Origin of the sequence: Amycolatopsis sp. NPDC059021 (assembly GCF_042739895.1) — a bacterium.
Taxonomy (GTDB): Bacteria; Actinomycetota; Actinomycetes; order Mycobacteriales; family Pseudonocardiaceae; genus Amycolatopsis.
On record NZ_JBHYIQ010000225.1, the window covers coordinates 1 to 1178 of the forward strand.

The following is a 1178-nucleotide window of genomic DNA, read 5'->3' on the forward strand; positions in this document are numbered from 1 at the left end:
GTGAGCTTGCCCGGAGGTGGCGGACACCGTCAGAGTGGTTGTGGTGACCACTGGAGGTTGTTCGGATGGCTAGTAGATTTTCGCAGCAGTTCAAGACACAGATCGTGGAGTTGTTCCGGCAGGGCGGCCGCACGTTCAAGGACATCGCCGAGGAGTTCGATCTGTCGGCGACGACGGTGGCGAACTGGGTCCGCGAGGACGCTAACGCTCAAGGGAAATTGTTGTCCGAGACTGTCCCGGGTGACCGTAGTCGTGATGACAAGGCGGAGATCGCCGATTTGAAGCGCCAGCTTCGGCAGAGGGAGGAAGAACTCGAAATCCTGGGAAAAGCATTGGCCTTCTTCGCACGCCGCAGGGACCAGTAGCCATTTACGGCTGGATACACGCGGAGAAGGCACGCAACCCGTCCCGATCGATCAGCATGATGTGCCGCATCCTGGACGTGTCCCGGTCAGGCTTCTACGACTGGCGGCGCCGGCTGACCGGACCACCGTCACCACGCGCCGCCCAGGACCGTGTCCTGCTCGACCAGATCACCGCCCTGCACACCCAGCTGGGCTCCTACGGATCACCACGGATCCACCGCGAACTCATCCGGGCAAACGTGCAGGTCGGCAGGCATCGCGTGGCCCGGCTGATGCGAGAGAACGGCATCGTCGCGACCCGCGGGAAACGCAAGGCGAGACCACGCGCCGCACCGCCCGTGCGACGACCGGAGGTCAAAGACCTGGTCCACCGCATCTTCGACCGGCCCCGCCCAAACATGCTGTGGTTCACCGACCTCACCATGATCAAAACCGGACAAGGCTACCTGCGCGCCGCAGTGATCATGGACGCCCACAGCCGCCGAGTGATCAGCTGGGCCACCGCAGACCACGAAACACCCAACACCGCATACACCGCACTCCGGGACGCGATCGCATTACGGAAACCACCACCACAATGCATCGTCCACAGTGACCGCGGCTACCAATTCACCTCCGAAACCTGGCTCACCATCATCAAAGACGCCGACATGATGCCCTCCATCGGACAACAGCACAGCGCACTCGACAACGCCGCCATGGAATCATGGTTCGGATCATTCAAAAACGAAGCACTACACCCATACCCACAACCAAAAACATGTCAGGAAGCACGACAAATACTGCTCAACTACATCAACTTTTACAACACAA

General features: G+C 60.4%; 2 protein-coding genes. Both read left to right on the forward strand.

Annotated features, from left to right (window positions below; all coding sequences use genetic code 11):
* Nucleotides 1-65 precede the first annotated feature (65 nt).
* A complete protein-coding gene (locus ACFWX1_RS48165) occupies nucleotides 66-365 on the forward strand; it encodes a transposase (protein ID WP_378396639.1) in 300 nt (99 codons plus the stop codon).
* Nucleotides 366-421: 56 nt separating this feature from the next.
* On the forward strand, nucleotides 422-1178 hold a 757-nt coding region (locus ACFWX1_RS48170), incomplete at its 3' end, for an IS3 family transposase (RefSeq protein ID WP_378396640.1).

Bases quoted from the DNA above. Each gene is read 5' to 3' on its own strand.
- ACFWX1_RS48165 (WP_378396639.1), top strand. From the start codon at position 66: ATGGCTAGTAGATTTTCGCAGCAGTTCAAGACACAGATCGTGGAGTTG.